10 protein-coding genes are annotated in these 23,002 nt (G+C 25.7%); 9 read left to right on the plus strand and 1 reads right to left on the minus strand.

Annotated features, from left to right (window positions below; genetic code table 4):
- Positions 1–87: 87 nt before the first annotated feature.
- The 7 genes from pepF to EXC48_RS01705 are packed head-to-tail and all read left to right on the plus strand — an operon-like array spanning position 88 to position 11,274.
- Positions 88–1,914, plus strand: a complete 1,827-nt coding sequence (pepF, locus tag EXC48_RS01675) for an oligoendopeptidase F (RefSeq protein ID WP_129720526.1) — start codon at positions 88–90, stop codon at positions 1,912–1,914.
- Between the two features lie 17 nt (positions 1,915–1,931).
- Positions 1,932–4,835 carry an OppA family ABC transporter substrate-binding lipoprotein gene (locus tag EXC48_RS01680; protein WP_129720527.1) on the plus strand — a complete coding sequence of 968 codons (2,904 nt, stop codon included), beginning with the start codon at positions 1,932–1,934 and terminating at the stop codon, positions 4,833–4,835.
- 15 nt (positions 4,836–4,850) lie between these two features.
- Entirely contained in the window at positions 4,851–6,011 is a 1,161-nt protein-coding gene (locus EXC48_RS01685) for an ABC transporter permease (protein WP_015287141.1), read from the plus strand.
- Positions 6,012–7,319 carry an ABC transporter permease gene (locus EXC48_RS01690; protein WP_015287143.1) on the plus strand — a complete coding sequence of 436 codons (1,308 nt, stop codon included), beginning with the start codon at positions 6,012–6,014 and terminating at the stop codon, positions 7,317–7,319. It abuts the gene before it with no gap.
- 8 nt (positions 7,320–7,327) lie between these two features.
- Entirely contained in the window at positions 7,328–8,389 is a 1,062-nt protein-coding gene (locus EXC48_RS01695) for an ABC transporter ATP-binding protein (RefSeq protein WP_015287144.1), read from the plus strand.
- Entirely contained in the window at positions 8,379–10,829 is a 2,451-nt protein-coding gene (locus EXC48_RS05085) for an ATP-binding cassette domain-containing protein (protein WP_129720528.1), read from the plus strand. Before EXC48_RS01695 ends, EXC48_RS05085 begins: the two co-directional genes overlap by 11 nt.
- Positions 10,777–11,274 (plus strand): hypothetical protein, encoded by a 498-nt coding sequence (locus tag EXC48_RS01705; protein ID WP_223216302.1) that lies wholly within the window; start codon positions 10,777–10,779, stop codon positions 11,272–11,274. The genes EXC48_RS05085 and EXC48_RS01705 overlap by 53 nt, the downstream gene beginning before the upstream one ends.
- Before the next feature lie 95 nt (positions 11,275–11,369).
- On the opposite strand, the gene EXC48_RS01710 is transcribed toward EXC48_RS01705, so the two are convergent.
- Positions 11,370–14,375 (minus strand): hypothetical protein, encoded by a 3,006-nt coding sequence (locus EXC48_RS01710; RefSeq protein WP_129720529.1) that lies wholly within the window; start codon positions 14,373–14,375, stop codon positions 11,370–11,372.
- A 166-nt stretch (positions 14,376–14,541) separates the two neighbouring features.
- On the opposite strand from EXC48_RS01710, the gene EXC48_RS01715 reads away from it, so the two are divergent.
- Positions 14,542–19,959, plus strand: coding sequence for a PDxFFG protein (locus tag EXC48_RS01715; RefSeq protein WP_129720530.1), 5,418 nt, complete (start codon positions 14,542–14,544; stop codon positions 19,957–19,959).
- Positions 19,960–19,968: 9 nt separating this feature from the next.
- On the plus strand, positions 19,969–23,001 hold the full coding sequence (locus EXC48_RS01720; RefSeq protein ID WP_129720531.1) for an ABC transporter substrate-binding protein: 3,033 nt from the start codon (positions 19,969–19,971) through the stop codon (positions 22,999–23,001).
- The last annotated feature ends 1 nt before the right edge of the window (position 23,002 follow it).

Below are 23,002 nucleotides of genomic sequence, written 5' to 3' on the forward strand. Positions count from 1 at the left end.
CATTCTTAATTATTTATTCACATTAATAATTATTAGTTTTGTAGATTTGTAGTCTACAAAACTTTTTTAATGTTTTTAGGAGTATATATGAGTATAAAACAATATCAAAATTATAAAGATGTTCCTGAAAAATATCGTTGAGATTTAGAAGATATTTTAAAAGGTAAAACAATTGAACAATGATTTAAAGAATATGAAGAAATTATGTTGATTAGAATTAAACAAAAAAATTCTAAATATGATTCAATCGAAAATTATATTGAAGATATTAAAAACGCTGAGGCACAGAGCATTATTTCAAATAAAATTGATAATTACATTTCGAATAATTTTAATACTGATTTAGTTAATCCAATATTTATTAAATTAAAAAATGATTATGAATTAAGAGTTCATAAATTAGAAAATGAATTTGGCTCAGAAACAAATAGATTTTTTGCAAATATTGAAAAAATGAAAGTTTGAAAGGATGATCCAAGATTGGCTTCATATAAAAATGATATCCTAGATTCTATTGCGAGTTTTGATCATAAATTAGATGATAAAGTTGAAGAATATTTGATTAAAAGCTCAATTGGACAACCTGATCCACATTCAATATTTAGTGTTTTAAGTAACAGTGAATTAGATTTCGGATATGTTGAAATGCCAAATAAAAACAAAATTAAATTGAACAAAATTAATAGAACTAAATTATTAAAATCTAAAAATGAAAGTGTTAGAAAACAAGCTTATTTAAAATATTGAAATGGTTATATAAAGCATAAAGATTCATTTGCTGAGCTTCTTTATCAACAATTTAACCATTTATCAACAATTGCAAAAATTAGAAAATATAATTCAACTGTTGAAATGTTAACTTTTGATGATAAAGTAACTAATGAGATATTATTGAAATTATTTAATAAAGTTTCTGAAAATAAAAACATTTTGCAAAAATTTTATAAGCAACATAAGAAGTTTTATCAATTACATTTTAAAGAGAAATACCATGATTGAGATTATTTAAGAGAATTAGTTAATGTAAAAAGTACATATACTATCGAAGAAATGAACGATATTGTTTTAAAAGCTTTAGAACCTTTTGGAGAAGAATACACCTCACAAATCAAAAAAGCAATTAATGAAAATTGAATTGATTATATGAGTACTAAAACTAAAAGAAGTGGAGCATATAGTATTGGTTCAACATATGGAATTAATAAAAAATATATTTTAATGAATTTTGATGGAAGCTTGCGTAGCGTAGAGACACTAGCTCATGAATTAGGGCACTCAATGCATTCATATTATTCTGATAAGCATAATGATTTAAATAATTCAGACTATCCAATTTTTCTCGCTGAAATCGCTTCTATATTTAATGAATTGATGTTATTTGACTATTTGTTAGAAAATTCAAATAATGAGAAATTAAAATTCAATATTTTAAATAGTATTATTTCAGGATTTGAAGGAACTGTTTTAAAGCAAACAATGTGGGCAAATTATGAATATGATCTTTATAAAATGATTGATGAAGGAAAAACCAATTCAAGTTATGATTCAATTAGTAAGATATATTTTGAAAATGTAAAAAAATATACTTTAAAAGAAAAAGTTAGTTATTCAAATTTAAACACAATTGCTTCAATTTATGTACCACATTATTATTACCATTTTTATGTTTATAAATATGCGATTGGGCAGTTAGTTGCAATTTATTTCTTTAAGCAATATAAAAAAGAAGGAAAAGTAGCGTTGGAAAATTATATTAAAAACTTTTTAAGCGCAGGATGTAGTGATTATCCATTAGAAATACTTAAAAAAGTTGGTGTAGATCTAAAAGATGATATGTTTTATGAACAAGGTTTTGAATACCTTAAAGAAGCTGTTGATCAATGAACAAAATTAGGAAAAAAAATATTTAAATAAGTTAATTAGGAATTATTATGAGAAGAAAATTTTTATTATTATCAAGTTCTTTGATCTCGATGTCGCTACCCATTTTAGTCTCTTCATGTAGTGGCGGCATTGAACAAAGACAAGAAAGCGAGAAAAGAAAAGGAAAAGTTGATCCTAAATCTTTATTAAAAGAGATTATGGATCAACCGAAAAAAGCTTTTTCATCTCCTAGATCAGTTTCAAATAATTTTTCAGTTTTTGCAAGAAAGGGTGTTTATAAAAGAGAACTTAACTCCATATATAATGAGACAATTAGAAATTATGATTGATCTAGTTCATACGGTGGCTGAAGTTCACTTTTTGGGAATGAAGTTGCAACGTTATCAACATTTTTTAGATTAGAATCATTTGGACAACCTAGATTTACAGAAAAAATAAGCTTTGATAGACCAAAAATTAATAAAACATCAAAAATATTTTTCACTCGGCCATCTGTTACAAAATGAAGTTTTGATTATGCAAAATCAATTATATTGGTTGTAGATGGAAAAGAAATTGTTTATGATAATGATCAAGCAGAGATATTGGAAAAACCAGATCAAGAAGAAAAATATTATTCTAAAGCAGTTGTTGAATTAACCAGCGCAAATGAAAAATCAATTAATAATCCTTCATTCTTTAAAAATCTTGATAAGGCTTCATCATTTAAAATTCAATTAAGAGATGATGCTTATTGAGTAAACTCTAAGGGTGAAAAAACTAAATATAAAGTTCAAGCAAAAGACTTTTATTATGGTTTTATAAGAAGTATTTTATTTAATGATACAAAGTTGCGTAGAAGTAATGGGGGTTCACAAAATGCTGATATTTTAGCAAGAGCAATAATACCTGAAAATGATGATCAATTTAAAGAAGAACAAACATATACTAACAAATATATTTTTAGTTTGTATAATATAAGTTTCGATAAAATCTTTGATGAAAAAGAATTTATTAGAACAGAAAATAATAAAAGTTATGTTGTCTTTCATAAAGAAGATGAAAACTTAAGTGCTCAATTTTCTGAATTTTTTAAAGATAACTTGTATGGAAAATTTTCTTTTATTCCTGCACCAAGTGCATATATAGATGAGGTAAATGACAATTTAAATGATCATTTAAGTAATTTCGCAACTATCGATACACCAGAAGCAAAAAATAAAGAACATCAATTGAAAAATGAATTATCAAATGTTAACGGCAAAACAAGGCAAGCAGGGGTTTATTGGTATGGTTTAAATTTAGATCATACATTATATGCAGGTAGATATTATTATGCAGGTTATAATGCTAATGACTTTACTAGAAAATGGAAATTAAATAAAGAATATTGAGATAAAGACTATGTTAATAATAAAAGAAGAATTAAGGAATTTAATGTTGTATATAAGTCACAAAAAAAAGATGAGGAGTTATTTAAGAAAGAAGAATATAATAACTTCATTTCTGGAAGAACAGCAACAGTTGGCTTTTCATCACTTGATAAAGCAAATAGAGACTATATATTACAAAATAGAGATGATTTTGGTTTATCAAAAGTCCAAAGTAGAAATACTAAAACTACAATCGGAAGCTCTTTCGGTGTTCCAGTCCCTGATTACACTAAAAAAGCAGGAATTAAACCATTAGTTAATGATGCGTTCTCTCAATTAGTGTGGGGAGCAAAACTAGATGAAATTGCAAAAGGAACCGCAAAAGGTGTTTTAAAGCATTCGACAACTGGTGCTGCAGCTGAATTTAAAAATATATTAACAGCAGCAATAAATTGAACATATGTTGTTACACAAGCATATGCACCAAATGATGTTATGCCTTGATTGTCTGGAATTGCTCCTGATATAAGTTTAAAAAATGATACAAATGATAATTCATTAGCAAAAAATACTCCAAGAGAAAATTCTGAATTAATTAATCAATTATTTGTAGTTGATGCAAAGACAAATCAAAGAATTAATCTAGGCGATAATATTGGAACAGAAATTTCACCATCAGAAAATAATGTAACTGGAAAAGAAGCAAAATTAAAATATGCTTCATCTGCATTTGATACTTTAAAAAAACACTTTAAGAAATTAGTTGATGAATTTTACTCTCAACATCCTGGCTTAGAAAAAGATCCTAAAAATAACAAAATTATGTTAAGACTTCCACAAAGATATCTAAATACAACTGATGAACTTAAAAAAGCTTATGAAGGACAACTTGATATTTTAAATAGCCTTTACCCAGGTAAATTTCAGGTTGAATTAATTAAAATTACAAATGCGGATGATTTTTATAATAGTTGAATTTTTTCATCTAGTCCTATATCGATTTCAGGATGGAGTGCTGATTATGAACTTATTGGTAGTTCAATAGATGCAAAATCATGACAAAACCAATTAATGCCAATTTTAGTCGCAATGGTTTATGATCAAGAATATAAAAGTAAATTAAAAGATGCATATCCAATACTAGCAAAAACATCAGAAAAATTGAAATATTATCTTGAACATGATGGCAAAAAAATAAAATTCTCAATTCCGTTAGAAAAGTGGTCTAGTCTTAATAACAAGGTATTGCATAGTTTTTCAGATTATTTAGGTTTGTATTCATTAAATGAAAAGGATGAACTAGTTGAATTAGATAGAACAAAGGTAAGTGAATATGTTACTGCAACTGATTTTTCAGCTAAATTCTTTTTATTCTTAAATACTGATAAAGAGCAAAGTTTAAATAAAAAAGAACTTTTGGAACTTGCTTCTGAGGCTGCTAATATAACAGGGAATATTCTTAATACAAATCTTTCGATTTTAAAAGAACCAGTAACTGATTCGTTAGTTAATCCAAATTATATTACACCAAGTACATATTCAGATTTCGAAGATGCTTCTAATTATTTACTTATAAATGATGCTGAAGATTCAAAATAGAAATGAAAGGAAAAAATGATTAAATACATTTTGCAACGTATTGGTTTTGCTTTATTAACACTTGTAATTATTATGTTTGTTGTTTATGTTTTAACAGCGCAATTTTCTATTAATCCTTTTGCTGAGAAAGCAAATGGTTCAAGCGCAGGTTCAGAGGCAAACAAAAACAAAGAATTTTTAGAAAAGTTATTTGATTCTTCAGTTAAATATCATTTTCTACCAGAAAGTTGAAATGGTCAATATAATACTTATAAAGATATTTGAATTGATTATAAGCTAGATCCATTTACAAGATTTTGATATTGATTTTCTGATATTTTTAAAAATAAAGAAAATCCATTTGGACTACCTTATGATGGTGGAATCTTATCAACATTTGATGTAAAATCCATTTCGGAATTAGTATTTAAATACCTTAAGATATCGATAATTGTTACCATTCCCGCTTTCTTTATTAGCGCATTTATTGGAATAATTTTAGGAATATTCGCTGGATATAAAAGAGGAACCATCTTTGATGCAATAATTAATTTGTTTTCACTATTTTTTATAGCACTTCCATCATTTATTATTGCGCCAATTATGATTTCGATTTTATTGAATTTTAAGGTGACACCAAGTTTTATTAATCCTTATGGTAGTGATGCGAATGTTTATTCTAACTATGATATTTTTATTTCTTGACTACCCCCAATTTTAATAATTGTATTAGGTTCATTATCTGCTTATATCACTTTTACACGTAATCAAGTTATTACTGTTTTAACTTCGAATTATGTTTTAATTGCCAAATCAAAAGGATTAGGAACAATTGAAATATTTTTAAAATATGTTTTAAGAAATATTTCAATTCCGCTAGCTGCTTTATTAATTCCTTCATATATTGGATTATTAACAGGAGGAATTGTTATTGAAACATATTGAAATATTCCTGGTGTATCAAGAGTTATAACAGCAGCATTTCCAAAGGGAGAAATTAATATAATAATGTTTAATACTGTATTCTTTACATTTTTAGGAATTTTAACTACTATTGTTGTTGATGTTTCATATACAGTTTTAGATCCTAGAATTAAATATGCTTCCAAATCTGGTTTTAGTTATTTTCAAATGTTTCTTACTTCAATTAAAAGAAACAATGAATTTAAGTTATTAATAAATAAAAAGGAGAATTAAATGACAGCGAAAGACTTTAATAAAAAATATAAATTAAATCTTAATAATATTGAAAATCCTTTTGTATTTATTAATAAAACTAATAACTTCGCAAATGTGGCTGGAAAACCTAAAAAGTTTTTAATTGAAGTTTTTAAAAGATATTTTTTAAGTTGACCATCAGTATTATTTTTAATAGTTTTTTTAATTGTTTTAATAACTTCATTAGTAGTTACAAGCTTTTCACCTTATAGTGCTGATAAATCAATTTCAGAAACAATTAATTTAAATTTAATAGGAGATCAAAAGGGACAAACTACAAAATCAAGTTCTTCATTTGTTAACTTTCTTCCTACATTTTGGAGCGGGAAGACTAAATTAGATTTAGTAATAAATGATGCTGATTTTGCTCAAAATGCTAATCAATGATATGATTCAAAGTATTATGGAGGTTATTTATGAAAAGTGTTTAATCAACCTCAATATTTTGAAGTTAAAGGTGATGTGAGATACATTGACTTTTATAAATTTAATGAAGTTGATAATGTTAACATAGTCCTACGCGCTTCAAAAATACCTACTACAATTTCCGCACAAGAGGCTGAAAGATATTACAATGAAATATTAGCAGCAAACCCTCAAATTCATTTTAAGACATTTTTAGGAACAAATAAAGTTGGAATCGATATTTGAACTCAAAGTTGAATAGGAACTTGAAGAGCTATTAGGTTAGCTTTAATTGTTGCTACATTGCAAACAATAATAGGTGTCGCAATTGGTTCATATCTAGGATTTCATGTTGGAACTTCAATTGATACAATAATAATGCGTTTAGTAGATATTTTTTCAGCTCCTCCTACATTAATTTGATTATTAATATTTGCTACTACATTCGGAACAACTGATCTAACTTTAGGATTTGCGTTGGTTTTTGTTGGATGAGTTGGTGCAGTAGGAAGAACAAGATTATTCATTATTACTGTTAAAGATTCTGAATTTATTACTGCTTCTGAATCGGTCGGAGCTTCAAAAGCAAGATTAATTTATAGACACGCATTACCTGCAATTATAGGTAAGATTTCAACAAGTTATGTACAATCAATTCCATCAATAATTCTCTCAATTTCAGCGTTAGCATTTTTAGGGTTTTTCCAAGCGGATGATGCAAATTTAGGAAAAATTATTAATTCAGCCGCAGCATTTGCTTCAAATAATATTTGAATATTATTATTACCATCAATTATTTTATTATCAATATCAGTTTCATTACACTTTATAGCTCTTGGTATTCATGATGCACTTGATCCAAAAGTTATTAAGACTAGATAGGAGTATTTATGAATAATAACAACTCGTTATTAGAAGTTAAAAATTTAAAAGTAAGTTTTAGACTTAAAAGAAATAAATATATTAACATTGTTAGAGGAATTGATATTGAAATTAAAAGGGGTGAAATCATTGGAATAGTAGGTGAATCTGGATCTGGAAAATCGGTCACTTCAAAATCGTTTTTAAATATAAATGATAATGCATTTATGACGGCTGATAAAATGGAGATTGATGGTATTGATTTGCAAAAAAGTAAAAAGGAATCTTTTTGAAAGTTAATTAGAGGTCACAAAATTGGATATATTCCACAAGATCCTTTAACTTCATTGAACCCCACTAGAAAAATTGGAAAACAATTGTTAGATGCTTTAAATAAAAACATCGAATGATCTAATAAACTTTATTCAGAAAAACGTAAATACTTAGTTGGACTTTTAGAAAAGTTTGGAATTCGTAATTCAGAAGCTGTATTTGATATGTATCCACACACTTTAAGCGGTGGAATGAAACAAAGAGTTGTGATTACAATGGTTGTCGCTTTAAAACCTAGTTTAATTATTGCTGATGAACCAACAACTGCATTAGATCCAACTGTTCAAGCCTCTGTCTTAGCCTTATTTGATGAAATTAGAGAACAAATGAATATCTCAATCATTTTAATAAGCCATAATATTTCAGTTGTTGCTAAATTTTGCGATTATATTTATGTAATGTATGCAGGTAAAATAGTTGAAAAAGGTACAAAAAAAGATATTTTTACCGAACCAAAACATCCTTATACATGAGCATTAATATCTGCTATTCCTGAAAATAAAGAAGATAGGTTGTATTCTATTAAAGGGACACCTCCTGATATGAATAATCTTCCATTAGGTGATGCGTTTGCGCCAAGAAACGAATATGCCTTAGAAATCGATTTCATTAAAGAAGCTCCATTGTTTGAGGTTTCAGAAACTCACTCAGCAGCCACATGGTTATTGCACCCAGATGCCCCGAGTGTTAAACTTTCACCAGAGTTAGAAACAAGATTGCAAAATTTTAGAAAGGTATTTAAAGATCATGGACAATAAAAAAACAATCTTAGAAGTTATTAATTTAAAGAAGTTTTTCGTTAATAAAAATCATATTAATAAAGCTGTTGATGATGTGTCTTTTGATCTTAAAGAAGGAGAAATTGTCGGTTTAATTGGTGAGTCTGGTTCTGGAAAAACCACAATAGGTAGATCACTGTTGAGACTTTATGATGATTATAATGGATTTGTTCGTTTAGATGGAAAATTAATATCAGGAAAAAGAATTTCACGTAAAACTAGAAAATTCATGAGAAAAAATATCCAAATGATTTTTCAAGATCCAATGGCTGCATTAAATGGACAAAATACTATCTTTTCCATTTTGAATGAACCGCTTCAAGTTAATGGAATTATCAAAAGTAAAGTAAAAGAAATAAATAAAAATTGAAAAAGTGTTAAAGATCATTTCTATTACACATTTTTAGAAACAGCTCTTAAATTTAAATTGCAAAATTTAAAAATTTCTAATTCGTTAAATAGACCTTTTAATGATAAATGAAATAAAATTCTTTGCAATGTTAATTTTGACTTAGATGAACAAAGTTCTTATGATGATAAATTTAATTCATTTTTCTCTTACTTAGAAGAAAAAAATAAAAACAATTCCACAATTATTAATGATTTATATACTAATACTGATGATTTAATTAAGTTATATGAACAATATAAATTAAAGCTTGAAAAAGGTGAAATTGATTTTGATGAAATTGAATATGATAAAGCATTGGAAAAATATAATGAAATAAAGAAACTAACCAAAAGAACTGAGGAATATTATCAAGCTAAATCAAATCGTAAAAAATCTTTTAATAGCTTAATTTGTAATATTTCAAATTGGTTTGAAGTGTTTAAGTCATCAAAAAACTCGATTAAAAATGTAATTAGTGAATTAAAAAATGAAGCTAAGCTTAATAGAAATGAAGCTTATAGTTCACCTTATTTAGATATTTATTCATATAAGTTAAAGCTTTATTTATTAAATAAAAAAGTCAAAAATTTATTTAATGCACATAAAAGAAAACTTTATTATTTAAATTTTGATGAAATTCAAAGATTAATTAGAGAATTAGAGGTTTTATCAGTTAGTGTTTTTGAAAATGATTTAAATATTGAAATGAAATCTTTTAATTCAATTAAAGAGTATAAAGCGGAAATAATTAAAATCATTGACTTAAAATTTGATTTTGACTTTCGACCTTATATTAATGAATCATTATCAAGATCAAATGAATTCAAGAATTTATTTAAATTTGAATTCAAAAATTTTATTAAGAGTATTAAACTAGAATTTAGTCTTTTTAATAAAAAGCCAATTGATCATTCAAACGAACTTAAAAAAGCTGAAAATGAGTTAAATAAAGCAAGAGAGGTTCATAAAAGTGAGGTTAAAAAATATGTAAATGAACTTGAAGTTCGAATTCATAATTTAAATGACCAAATAAATTATGAACTTGCTATTAGTAGCGAATTAAATGATTTAGCAAAAATTAATAATGATTTATTTAATAAAATTACTAAAAAATTCATTAATCATTATCAAAGTACGAAAATTGATGTATTAAAAGCAAAAATTCAACAATTAAAACAACAAAAAGCAGAAAATTACAAAAAAATAAATAAATATGAGCAACAATTAAAGCAAGCCCAAGTAGATTTAAAAATTTATCAAACAAGCATTAAAGATAAATTAAATACTATTGCTTCATTTGATATTGAAACTAAATATCTAAATAAAGATCTTAATAATACATATATTTTATTAGGTAATTCAAAACTTGATAAATGACTAAGAAAAAAACCTTGATATTTTCAAATGCTTTTGGATTTTATTTTAAATCCATTTAAACTTTGGAGAATTAAAAAGCTTTTTGTAAAATCAACAATTTATAAGAGTCTTGAAGATGTTGGTTTATTAAAGCAATTTGCATATCGTTATCCGCACGAGTTTTCTGGTGGTCAACGACAAAGAATAGTCATTGCTAGAGCATTAATTACACAACCAAAAGTTATTGTTGCTGATGAACCGATCGCATCATTAGATATCTCAATTCAAGCTCAAGTTGTTAATTTATTGAAAGATTTGTGCGAACAAAAAAACATTGGAATGATTTTTATTGCACATGATTTATCAATGATAGAATATATCGCGGACAGAGTACAAATTATGCATTTAGGTAAAGTGGTTGAATCCGGCGATACAATCCAAATTTACAAAAATCCTTTGCATCCATATACAATTAATTTATTTAAAGCAATTCCGAAAATTTCTAATGCAAATGAAAAATTTAAGGATGTTAAGTTTGAACTTGAGTATATGAAAGATCAACAATATCCTAACATTCCAAATGTATATGCAGTTTCATCAGAAAAGAATCATTTTATTTATGCAACTGCAAAACAATTTAACAAGTGAGTTAATAAAGAAGATGATAAATAATTTTTTAAAGAACATTATTATTGAACTTAGAAAAAAACATTTTTATTTAATGTTTTTGCTTGGAATAATTATTTTTATCGTGATTATTGTAACTTATTTTATTACTAGAAATAAAATACTTACAAAAGATGTTTTTAGTTTATTAACTGTTTCTTCAATGGTTTGTTCTTTAATGTTTGTTATAATTTTTTTAATTAAAAAAGGATTTTGAAATTCAATTTCAAAATCATATCGTGAATCAAAAATTAGTGTTGGTTCATTTAAAGATGAAAGAAAAATGTTAAAAATGTCCCAAATTGAAAAGCAAGCATTTCGAGAAGAGATAAAAAAGAAGAACCAGGAAAAAATTAACAAACCTAAAATGAATAATCTAGTCCTTTTTTTAAATTCTATAATTTTTGGAATATTATTTATAACATTTCTTTTAATTTATTTAAGCATATAACTTTAATTTAAAATATAAAAATATACCTATTTTTTACTTCATAATAGGTATATTTTTTATCAACCTTGGATGTTATATAACACCAAAAATCAAATTTAGTTTTGTTCTAATGTTGTTTCAATTAATGAAATCATATTAATTATGTTTGTTTTAATTTTTGAAAGTGATTCTAAGGCATTGCTATATGAACTACTAGTATTTAAAATTGGCGCACTATTACCATAATGATGGTAAGGACTTGATGATACTTCATATGTATAAACTTTACTATTAATTCCTTTTTCAACTTCATTTTGAGTTTTAATTAATTTATCTTTTAATTCTCTCAAGGCATTTTTGAGATTATATCTATTATTATTGATACTTGAGATATTATTTTTATAATTTTCAATTTCATTTTCTAATATTTCATTTGCTCTATTTATGGAATTAATTTTTTCATCATTTGATAGTTCTTTAGCATAAATTTCATTATAATCATTTATCTTTTTTCTTAAGTCATCTTGTAATTTTGCGATTTGGTTATTATTATTTTGGTTTTGATTTTTTAATGAATTTATTTGGTTGTTTTGATTGTTAAGTTGATTATTAAGGTTATTAATTGTACTATTTAATTTATTAATTTCTTGATCTTTTTCATTAATGATAACATTTAGATTTGCGACATTTGTATTTAGTTCTAGGATCTCTTCTTCTAATTTTCTTATTTTTTGTTGTTTTTCATTTATTATGTTTTTTTGTTCATTTATCTTATTATCTTTTTCTTTTAAATTATGTTGTAAGCTTTCAACTTCTTTATTTAGATTTTGAATTTGAATTTCTTTTTCTGAAGAAACTTTTTGTAGTTCTTCATTTAGATTTTGAATTTGAATTTCTTTTTCTGATGCAACACTTTCTAACTCTTGGTTTAATCTCTTAATTTCATTATCTTTTTCTAATGTGACTTTTTGCAATTCTTGATTTAATTCTTGAATCTTATTTTTATTGTCTAGTACATTCTTGCGTAATTTTTCATTTAACTTTTGAATTTGTTGATTTAGCTCTTGGATTTGAACGTTCTTTTCTAATGTGACTTTTTGCAATTCTTGATTGATGCTTTGAATTAAATTATCCTTATCTATTTTTAATTTTTCTATCCCATAATTTAATTCTTTAATTTGAGCATCTTTTTCAGTGGTGATTTTTTCTAGTTGATTATTTAAATTTTGAATTCGAATATCCTTTAAAGAAAGGATTTTTTGCAATTCTTGGTTTAAATTCTTAATTTCATTTTCTTTACTTGTAATAACTTTTTTTAATTCTTGGCTTTTAGCCTTAAGCGCGTTGTTATCATTTTGAGAATTTTTAATTATACTTTTTAAATCTTTAATTTGTCCCTGATTTAATTGATCTCTAAGCGAAAGAAGCTTAAAATCATTTTCCAATAAATCTATTTTGATGTTTTTAAAATCAATCAAGGATTTTAAGAATGAAGATAAAGCGAAATTTTTGTTTTGTTCATTTATTATTTCATTATTTTTAGTATTTGATTTTTTTAATGTGGATTCATATTCTCTCACTTTATTAATAATTTTTTGAATTTCATTTGTTTTTTTAGTTATGACAAAATTATTAGTATTAATAAGTTCATTATTAGAAGCGATTTTTTTATCGAGTCCTTTTAGCTTTGATTCATCTGTATCTAAAAGGGCTATTTTTTGTTCTTGAATTATTTCGTTTTCTGATAATAATGATTTATTTTTTTGTTTTATATTTTCTATTTCTTGTTCATTTTGATAAACGCTATGATTTAACTTACTTATTTGATTTAGTATTTCAAGATCTTTATTTAGTTTAGTTATTTTTTGATTATAAAAACTTTGATAATTATTTACAATCAATTGATAAATATCTAAAATATCTAATGTAGTTTGATTATTAAAAATTAATATTTTTTCAAAAATATAAGTAACTTTATTTTCGCTTGTTTCTAAAATTAATTTTTTCATTACATTTTGTTGCTCTTTTTTGTGCTTTTCTTTTATATCATTAATTTTTTGTAAACTTTGAGTCCCGAGATTTTTATTGTTTGCTAGTGTTGTAAGAGTTTGTTCAAATGACTTATATTGTTCAAGATAGAAATTAATGAATTGATTGTTTAAATCATAATATTTCTTTGATATCGCTTTATTTTCTCTTGTTTGATCTTTGTATTTTCTAAAATTATCGATATGACTTTTTAGAAATTCATTATTTTTTATTATGTTAGTAACTAAGTTATTTGCAGATGATTCTTGATCCTTTAATAATTGATTTAATTTACTTAGATTGTTGATATTTATATCATTAAGATTTATATTCTGAAGAATTAATTCAAAATTGTATTCATTTAATAGTGTTATTTGATTGTATTCGCTTATTATTTTTGCAAATTGATTAAAAATATTTATAAATGATTGTTTAACATTAATATCAGAAATATTTAAAAAGTTGTTATTTTTATTTCAATCTTTTGAAATATTATTAAGTTTTTCTACTGCAATTAAGTTTGCTTCATTGTTTTGAAGTTTATTTTGTTCTAAAAAAGCTTTGTACTTTACAATTTCGTCATGAATTGTTTGAATTGAGGGATTAATTTGTTCAATTCATAAATTAGTTTTAATTTTCAGGGTTTTATATTCATCTTTTAAAAGAAGATCAGAATTTTTAAACTTTACAAATAGTTCATCATTATATATTTTTTTATAGATTATATCTTTTAGAACAAAAATACTTGATTTAATATTGGTGATAAAATTGTCATTTTTAACATTAAGTTCTCTTTCGACTTCTAGTTCCTTTGCTCTTTTTTTAGCAGATGAAATTTTTAAATTATTATTACTAATTTTTTTAGAATTGTCTATTAAAAAACCTGTCAATTCTTGTTTCTTTTTTGAATAGAAATTGTCTATTTTTGCCAAACTGCTTTGAAGTAGTTTGAGATCAAGATTACGTCTAGCCGTTTCTTTTATTCCGCTTTTTGATTTTGAAATTAAAATTGATAATAAAGGTATTGAAGTAGCAGCGCTTAATGCACATAAAATACCCCCAAACTTAATGAAATTTTTTAGCTTTTTTGTCATTTTTGTCTCCTTTCATTTACATTGATAAAAAAAGTGAAAAAAAGTAAAAAAACGGTACTTTTTTGCTCTATTTTTAGGGATAATATGGTAAAATTAATAAATGTTTATAGGGTAAAAAGAAGGATAGACAATTCTATAAGCAAAAAATAAAATTATGAGGTAAATTATGAAAACAAAAAAGTTAACTCTTAAGACTAAAACTTTATTGTCATTAGGTATTATTTCAGCTTTATCAATTTCTGCAATTGGCGGAATGTTTGCATATGCAAAAAACTCTGATGAAGTTAATGGTTCTTATTCACATTTGAGCCCACTTGATTTAAAAAATGATTTTTCATCTATACGTGATACAAATGGTAATCTTAAACCCCAAATTTCCATTTTAGACCCATCTAAAAAAAATATTATTGGTAAGATTGATTCTTCATATACGATGTTTTCGTTTGCTAATGACCCATCTAGTAAGTTTTATGATTTTAATGAATTTTTTAAAAAGTATTTTGAAATTTATAACGAAAGTTTTGTTTTAGAGGTTAAGTATGGCTCATTCAGTTTCTTTGATGAGTATGTTTTAGCTGTACATCCTAAGCAATTTATTGAATTTACCAAGTGGTTTATTGATAATGTAGCATGAGGACCTGATCTTGTTACACTAGAAAGCTTTAGAATTGTTCCTGGAGTTGAGCAAAATGGTAACGCAATTACCTTAGGTTCACACTCAACCGTTCATAAAGAAAGTAGTGAAATCAAATTTTTCCCAGATGCATTTTTTGGCTCATTACCAATTTATTCAAGCCAAGCTGGAGCTGGAAATGCAACAGATTCATTAACATATTCATTATTTGAAAAACAAATTTCAAAAGCAAGTGTTGATGATTTTCTTGCTAGCATACCAACTGCAACTGCAGTTAAAAATGCTAAAAGTAGAGGTGGCGGATCAGTGTTTTTATCATTAATCTTACCAAAAAGACTTATTGGAACCGAGTTTCTTGTGCTTAAAAATAAACCTTTTGATGCAAATACGGATTATGAGCAGCTTAAAAAAGAAAAAGATAGAGGTAAAGGTACCTTTGTACTTCCTAAAGGAACTACAAAGGCTCAATTTGAAAAATATTTAGATGAAAATAAATTAGACAAAAAATTATATAAATTTAATGATTTTAAATTAGCGACCGTTTCTAATGTGATTGTGAACGAAGAAAAGAATTCAATTAATGTTGAATTTAAATTTAAAGACAACTCAATTCATTCATATGAAATGCTTCAAGGTGAAGTGGACCCATTATGATATTCTGCATATAATGCATATAAATCAATTTTAGATCAGAAAATTATTAACTTTCTTGATTTCTATGATGTTGAAGCATATAAAACTATTGCTGATGGAAAAGAAAATAAAATATGAGTTTATAGTTCAAATGGTCAAAATAGATTTTTTAGAAGCAAGATAGAAGCTTTAAATTCAATCCCAGAATTTAAAAATTATGAAAAAGCTTCATTAACTGAGAAAAATAAACTTTGTGAATACCAAATAGAAGAATTAAAAGTTAAAAATAATTTTCTTTTAGCAAAATTAAAATCAGTTTCATCTACTAATAAAAAATCAAAGACTTTAAGTTTTTCATTTGATGCTAATAATATGACTCAAAAAAATTTAGATTTATTTAATGAATTTAAATTTGCATTAGGTTATCAAGGAGCAATTAATCCTATTACAATCCAAGCATCACCAGAAGATATTACATTAAAAGATGAAAATGGCAAACAAATAAAAGGATTAGCAAGTAGAAAATATCAAGTATTCGTTGAAACATACGATGGCTTAGTTGAAAAGGTCTTAGCTAAATATCCATATTTAGCAGTTAAAAGAAATGGACCTCATATCGTTAAAAAGTTAAATAGTAAATTTGTTTATGAGTATTCAATTGAAGATGGTGAATACTATGGTTTAAATGACACTGATAGAATTGGGTTGCCGTTAATAATTGGCGCTTCAATACCTAATTTTGATGGAATTACCACCGATTTCCTAAAATATGTTGGAGCTCATGAATATGGACATCACTACACATTAGATCAAAACCAAGCCTTAAATGAAAATGCAAATGCAGTTATAGTCGGCGGTCTATCAACAAGAGGTGGATTAAATGAGTCATCTTATTATTCTGTTGAGGGACTTAGAAATTATTTATATGCTAGAACAAACTTAGATTTTGTCAGAGTAAATGCATTAGGAAGAGAAACAATTAATGGTAGTTTTGCCAAATTTATCTTTAGAAAAAAAGATGGAAAATTAGAAAGGGAAACTGCAACAGATATCTGAGGTACAAATTCAAATAATAGAAACAACATTTATGAAGTGCTTGATAATCCAAGAAGAAGATTTTTACAAGATTTTAAAGGTTTAGAAAATGCTGCTAAATTAAGAAATGTTAATTTAGGTGATTTATTTATTGCAAACTCATTTGATGAAGAATCAGGAACTTTAAACCCATTTATTTCAGGTATTTCAAAAGTTTTTACCAAAAAGCAAGAAAATGGAAAAGAAACTTATGGATTTACAGAAGTTCAAGCAAAGAAGATTCTTGATTTTGTTCGTGATGGTAAAAAACAAGTTTGAAACGATAAGGCATTAGCAATTGACCCTGAAAATCCTAACTTATTCTTGTTATCGCCAGTAACATTCAAAGGATCAGGAGATAAAAGAATAGTAGAATCAATAAATATGCTTAATAATGATGGTTCACCGATAATTTCTGTACCCTTAAATACACCTTTATCACATAGTGATCTAGCTTATGTTGACAAGCAAGTGAAAATTATAAGAGATGCATTTAATAGTGTTATTTCACGTTCAGTAGCTGAATCTGGTTGAAATGGTCCATCAACAACATTGGGAGGGCGCCCAAAACTTGGAATTTCAGCGGCATTTAATACAAGAAATGGTGAAATAGTTCACAATAATCTTTTGTATAGATCAGATCAAGTAGAAATTGATCCAAGCGAGAATAATATTATACAAAGTAAAAGAAAAGCTTTTGAATATACTGCAATTCAATCAAATGTTTCATTGTTTTACCAAGTTTACAACATTTATTTAGCGAGTTTACCAACATTAACTGGTAACCGACAATATTCAAATTATAGTATTTCACAAACAAATAATACAATTGCATTTGTTTCAGGTGGCCAAACTAATGGTAAAAAAACACCATTTAAAATAGAAAGCACTTATACAATTCCGTGAGTAAAAGATGCAATTATTCCAAACTCTTCATATTCGGTAAATCAAAGATATTTAAATTCTTTAAGAGGTGCAGGATTAAATATTGACGCTGCATTTCAAACAACATTTAGTGATAATTTTGTTTTAGGATTCACAAAAATCGCATCGAATTCAAATTCACTAACTTCATTTATTTTCTTAGATGAAAATAATGAAAGGATTAATCCTCGTTTATTTACAAATATCACTCAAAATTTAGATATGTTACGTGATCACTTTAAGAAAATAGCCTTAAATCCTGGGAGACTTTCGGTAAATCAAAAATCACTTTATTCGTCATATGCTAATGGTATAGGTCAAGAAGTTTCGTTAAATGGTACAAGTAAAACAATTATGCCAACATTTACTACCTTAGATAAATTATTTGAATTTACTTCAATTGATTATTCAAAAGCCGAATTAGTTTCTGTATCAACAGATGAAAAAGGTGTTCAACATCCAAAATTCAATTGAGATATTAATTATGTAAAGACAAAATTTGATTTTCCTAAGTTTAGAAATGAAGTTGCAAAAGAGGCTGGTGTTGATCAAAAGACGAAAGATTTATGAAACACTAGTGATCAAGAATTAGCTAATGAATTGATGTATCGTTTTAGACACTCAAACCATTTTGCATTTGCAAAGGATTTTAACCCCGCTAATAGTTTAGTACAAAATCAAGCAATTTTATCAGAAGATTTTGGAATGAATTTATATAGTAAATCATTTAAAAATGGTTTTGTATTTGATTTAAGCAAAGTTAAAGATCCGACTGAAAAGAGATTAAAATTTGATGCTGAGAAGTTACAAGAAATTTTTACTGATTATGTAAAAGAAGAATTTGATGGTGAACCTCAAACTGTGATTAATAAAGTTATAAATACACTAAATACACAAGATTTATATAGATTAACAGGCGGTTTATTATGATTTGATAGCCACGGACAAACTGACAACGGTAACCTTGATATTTTATTTCCTGGATTTAGTGCAGGTGAACCTTCTGATGATGTTTTAAACTATAACTTAACAAGAGTCGAACCATTAATAAGTGATAAATTTACAGACTATATTTATAATATTGCTGAAACATTAACTAGAGATTATGTGCAAACTACATATGTACCTAATTGAAATGATTTTAAAGGATTACCAAGTTTTATTTCTGGTGTCAGTGAATCAAGAACTGGCTTAGACTATATTGTTGATGCAACTAGTTTAGATTTATGAAATGATAGAGTGAATAAACAAGCAGATATTAATTCATCTGTTTATAGTGTAGTTAGAGCTAGAAAATATGATAAATATTTAAGCGAATCAAAAGAAACATTTTTTGAATTTGCTAATAAAAAACATACTTATACAGATAAAATTTATGAATACAGTGACATTGTAAAAAATGGTGAAAAAGTAGAAACTAGTGATGGTAAGTTTATAAGAAAAAAAGTTACAGATAAAACTAAAATTGAAAGATACGAAAATTTAATTAAACGTTTTGAAAAAATCCAAGAAGATGAATTAAATAAAAGAAATGATAAAACCGGAAAAATAAGAGAAAAGGTTTATGGTGAATATAATACTGAAAGCCGAAGAATAATGTCATCTACTGAAACAAGAATATCATCATACTTTGGAAAATTATTGAGCAAAAACAACGGATATTTTAAAGATAGATTCCAAAAAGAAAAGATCGGAATGCAATTATATGATGATAATGCTAACCAAATTATTGATGATTCAATAAGATTAAAAGATTTTAAAGGAAATAAAATAAATTCAAGACCAAAAGCATTCTTTGTTTCGCAATTATTAAACTATGGTGTTGGAACAAGAACTGTTTCAGGAATTTTTAGAAATAAAAACAAAGATGCAGTAGCTTTATATGGTTATATTCCTTTAGAACTTTCTAAGAAAGTTAAGGCAATTAAATTTACTGATTTAGAAACTGGTGAGGCTAAATATTTAGATGTTAATATCGCAAAAACAAATAATGTATTTTATCTAGAAAGACAAGGTGATATTAATACAAAGAAAACTGTGGAAGATTTTGGATTTACTTCGTGAGTTTCTGATTTTGGGATAATGGGTAAATATCGTGATACTTTATTAAAACCAAGACATTCATATACTGTTGAATTTGTCGATGAGAAAAAAATGTATATAGCCGATATAACCTTAGGTAAATTAGAATATCTAACAGAAAATGGTAAAACAAGTTCGCAAGCATCAATCAAATTAACCAAGGGTTTAAAATCAAATGACACTAAAAAAGAGAAAACAATTATATCAGTTGATTATCAATTTAATATATCAGGATAGGAGAAGATAGTGACTAAAAAAAGAATTAAAAAATTATTATTTCCTTTGTTTGCCAGTTCACTTTCTATATTTTGTGTTGCAGGATTAATTTCATGTAAGCCAAAAGAAAGAGATCCAGAGGAAATTAGAAAAGAATTATTTGTTAAACGCGTTCATAATTCAGCCATCGATTATGATTTTGGGTTAGCTACCGATCCTATTAATAACCTTAACTATGTTAGATATAAATCAGTTGATAAGGTTTTGCCATCATTAGTTGATAGTTTTATTAAAAATGGACCAAATAATGCATTAAAAAGATTAATTAGTACAAATCAATTTGCAATGACTGTTGTAGATACATCAAAGTCGTTGGACGAAAAAAAAGAACCTTCTCCACTATTTGATGATTTTTGAAAGAACAAAAATGACCTTGCTGCAAATGATGGATATGGTCTTGTTACTGGTCAATATTATGAATTAACAAATTTTAATTTAGTTGGGGGATTAGGAAAACCTAGTTCTTTGTCTGATGTTACTAAAACATCTACTATATATACATTTAGAAATCCAAAGAATTCAGGCAATTATATGGCTATTACTGGATTTATAAATAATAAATTAAATCGTTGAAGTAATGGTGATTATATAAGTGCACAAGACATAAGAGATTATTTAGAATATATTTTAGATATTAATACAGGGTCTCAAAAATTAGATGAAATTCTTAAATATGGTATTAGAGGCGCAGAAAAATTTATAAACACTCAAAAAGAGTATTTAGCTAAATATAATAGAAACTATATAAACCCATGAGGAAGAAGAAAATATATTTTGGATACTAATGGAAATTACATTCAAGATCCAAAACAACAAGTTTGACAACCTCAAATAAAAGATGCGAGCGGCAAGTTTATTGATACTGAAGATGTCAAGAAAATTAAAGAGGCAGCTTTATCATTTGGATTTTATACTGGTCAATTATTTTTAGATTATGAAAATGAATTTATCGAAAGTAATCTTACAAATAATCCAGAATTTAAATTAGATAAAGATATTCAAGAATTTATAATAAAAGATCAAAATGGAACTAAGAAAAAGATTAATTTAGTTAAAAATCCATATATAAACCCATATCAAGAATTTAAAGTTCAAAACAATAAAATTATTACAACTTATAATCAAATATCTAATTCAGAAAATGGATTTACAATGATTTTTGATCAAAACAAAACTCCAAATTTAGTTTTTTTGATTAGTAATATAATTACAAACTTATATCCAATAAATCGTAAATATGTAGAAACTGTAGCAGGCGGAATTGATAAATATGGTTCAGATCCAAAATTATTTTTGACAAGTGGTCCATTTACCTTAGATCCAAAGGAAATCGTTTTAGGACCGCAAGGTGAATTAGTATTGCATAAAAACAATGAATATTTTGATGCTAATAATACTGTTTCAAATAAAATAAAAATTTATTTTTCAGCTGATAGAAATATTAATACAACTTTCTTTGAAGATGGATATATTTCTCAAACATTTATTCCTGCAACTAAAATAATTAGATATTGATCGGATAAAGAATATAAGGATTATTTAAATAAAAATAGCGGATTTGGAACAATTGCATATGGATTTAATTTAGATAATGAAACAAACGGAGACAGCTATCTTCAGGATCCTGATTTAAGAAATGCAATTTATTATTCAATAAATAGGGAAACAATTATTAAATTTGTTGGATGAGATTTTTCATTCCCAGTTAATACTTTTACTTCATATGGTCAATACAAAACCCAAAATGGTAAAAATATTGAAACATTCTTTACAGATCTTAAATCTACAACAAAAAATAATAAGACATTCCCGATTCAAAATTATGACTTTGTTGTACATATTGCAAAATCATTTACTTTTGAAAAAACTAGACGTACAGATTTTGCTTATGATATCGAAACTGCTAGATTTTACTTAGATCGTTTTAAGAAAAAACATCCAAATTTAAAAAATATTTCATTAAGATTTTTAAACAATTCAACTGATGAACAAAAAAATGCAGGTTTATTTCTGAGAGAATCGTTAAAAATTGCTTTTGGTGATTATATTAATTTAGAACTAAAGAGTCTACCAGAAAACACTTTTGTCTCTTTTATTGAAGAAGGTAAATATGACATTATTTATCAAAATTATGACAAAATAGGTGGTAATGGTGCTGATGATTATGTTTCAACATTTTTTAAGGATGATGGAATTGATAGTCTTTCACAAAAAACTATTGGATTTAAAAATAATCCAGTTGGTTCATACACTTATTCAGATTACATAATTGGTTTATTATTAGAAAAGCAAAACTTATTATTTAATTTACAAAGTTTTGAAAATTTACTAAAAAATGAGATTAAAAAAATTAAAGATGTTATATTAACTTCATATAAAAATGATTTTAATGCAGCAAATACAGCATTGAAAATTAATGAATTTGTCAAAAAGCACGTGCCAGAATTAGTTAAAAAGTTTAACAATAAAATTTATAACACTCATTTTGTGAGTTTAATTATCGAATATTTATTAACTAATACTCAAAATATCAAATATTCAAGAGTTAAAGAAGCATACAAAAACTATATAAGTACAACATATACTATTGATCAAATTGCTGAAATGACAAAAGATACGAAATCAAGATTAAGAATTCAAGAATCAATCCAATCTAATGGTTCTAAATTTGATTTTTGAAAGAAATTTATTGAAATTTCATTTATCAAAAATAATGAAACCTTAACAGAATATACAGATAGATTAAGCTCTTTCTTTTCATCAAACTTTACAACCGAGGAATTGAAACAAGGTTGAAAAGAAGAATCAATTTATGTATTTATTGGGGAGCTAGAAAAAATTATTAGAGATGGTGCATTTTTGGTTCCATTAATGGAAGTTGATACTAACTGAGAAATTACAAGAGTCGGCGGTGTAGATTCATTATTTAGATTCTCATTGCAATATGCATATGATTATACTAAACCGCCTAGACCAGGATTACCTAGAGGAAAGGAAAATTAAT

It is taken from the genome of Mycoplasmopsis cynos, assembly GCF_900660545.1.
GTDB lineage: Bacteria > Bacillota_I > Bacilli_A > Mycoplasmatales > Metamycoplasmataceae > Mycoplasmopsis > Mycoplasmopsis cynos.